General features: G+C 48.0%; 1 protein-coding gene. It reads left to right on the top strand.

Features of this window, described 5'->3' with window-relative positions; translation table 11 throughout:
* Positions 1–168: 168 nt before the first annotated feature.
* On the top strand, positions 169–1,734 hold the full coding sequence (locus NC99_RS00990; RefSeq protein ID WP_053178934.1) for a carboxyl transferase domain-containing protein: 1,566 nt from the start codon (positions 169–171) through the stop codon (positions 1,732–1,734).
* Positions 1,735–1,905 lie beyond the last annotated feature (171 nt).

The following is a 1,905-nucleotide window of genomic DNA, read 5'->3' as shown; positions in this document are numbered from 1 at the left end:
GGTCACTTTTTTTTCTAGGCCAGGGTGAATATTGGTGTGATCGCGGATTCCTTTCTTAATTTTCACTTTTACATGTCGACTTGAAAAATTCACGGTGTTCAGTGAACTAATAGCCGCGTATTTTGTCATAGTAAGAGATTTTCCATTTGTAATTTGTTTAACGAGGACATGGATAAAGCTCAACAAAATAAACTTCGATACGGAGTCGCTTCTGAAGCGAGAAATATTGCTGATTACGAGTCTGTTGTGTCGGAATTTCGCGCGCGTCTGAAACGTGTTTCCTCGCACGGGCCGCAAAAGGCCATCGCGAAGCACCGTGAGCGTGGCAAGTTGTTGGCCCGTGAACGAATTGACCTTTTGATCGATCCTCAAACACCATTTTTGGAACTTTCGGCTTTCGCCGCTTTTGATCAGTATGACAATGCGTTTCCGTCGGCCGGAATCGTAACAGGAATCGGCTTGGTTAAAAGGCGCGAATGTCTTGTTGTGGCCAACGATGCCACAGTGAAGGGTGGAACATACATTCGTGAAACAATCAAAAAGCATGTTCGCGCCCAGGAAATCGCCTTAAAAAATCACTTACCTTGTATTTATTTAGTTGACTCGGGCGGTATTTTTCTGCCTGAGCAAGCCCATGTTTTTCCTGATCGGTTTGATTTTGGAAGGGTGTTTTACAACCAGGCCAGATTGTCGGCCGCAAGTATTCCGCAGCTGGCAGTGGTGATGGGCTCTTGCACAGCCGGTGGCGCTTATGTGCCCGCCATGTGCGACGAAACCATTATTGTTGAAGGGCAGGGAACCATTTTTATTGGGGGGCCGCCGCTGGTGAAAGCGGCAACCGGAGAAGAAGTTACCGCGGAGGAATTGGGAGGTGCCATGGTGCACACCTCGGTTTCAGGAGTTGCTGATCACCTGGCGAAGGACGATACACATGCCATTGAAATATGCCGCGAAATTGTGGATACTTTACCGATGGCAACCAAACGCGGGATTGAGCTGAAGGATGCGGTTGAACCCGAACATTCGTCTTCAGAAATATATCGTTACCTTTCAACCGACTTGAAAAAGCCCATTGATGTGCGGGCAATCATGGCGCATTTGGTTGATTCGAGTAACTTTCAGGAGTTTAAAGCCAACTACGGGATGACCTTGGTCACCGGATTTGCTCACATCAAAGGCATTCCCGTCGGAATATTGGGGAATCAGAGTTTTCTGACCGCCGAAAGTGCCCGAAAAGGGGCGCACTTTATTGAGTTATGTAACCAACGGCAGGTTCCTTTGTTGTTCTTACAGAATATCACTGGTTTTGTAGTTGGGAAAAAATATGAGCATGAAGGCATTGCACGCGATGGTGCCAAGTTGATTCATGCGGTTGCCAATTCCGTGGTTCCAAAAATTACCCTGGTGATTGGTGGATCATTTGGTGCTGGCAATTATGCCATGGCGGGCCGGGCTTACGAACCCGATTTTTTGTTCATGTGGCCGCATTCGCGCATTGCGGTGATGGGGGGCGAGCAGGCTTCGGGCGTGTTGCAAACCATCGGGCAAAACGGAGGCAGCAATAGCCTGGTCGATCAGTTTGAGCACGAGAGCTCGGCATACTACAGCTCATCGCGCTTATGGGATGATGCAATTATTGATCCGGCCGACACCCGCGATATTTTGGCTTTGGCATTCACGGTGACCCTTAATCAATCGATTCAGAAACCGCATTACGGCGTTTTCAGAATGTAAAGAGACGATACAATGAAAAACTGGAAGAATATAAAAATTGAAGTGACTGGCTATCGGGCCAACTTCATTCTGAACAGGCCCGAAGTGCACAATGCATTGAATCCGGCGATGATTGAGGAGATGCATGAAGCACTGGCCGAATTAGCGACAATGGATGATGTTCGGTTCGTC

The sequence above is a fragment of the Sunxiuqinia dokdonensis genome (assembly GCF_001270965.1).
GTDB classification, from domain to species: domain Bacteria; phylum Bacteroidota; class Bacteroidia; order Bacteroidales; family Prolixibacteraceae; genus Sunxiuqinia; species Sunxiuqinia dokdonensis.
The sequence above is the reverse complement of the archived record's forward strand: the minus strand, read 5'-3'. Positions and strand labels throughout refer to the sequence as shown.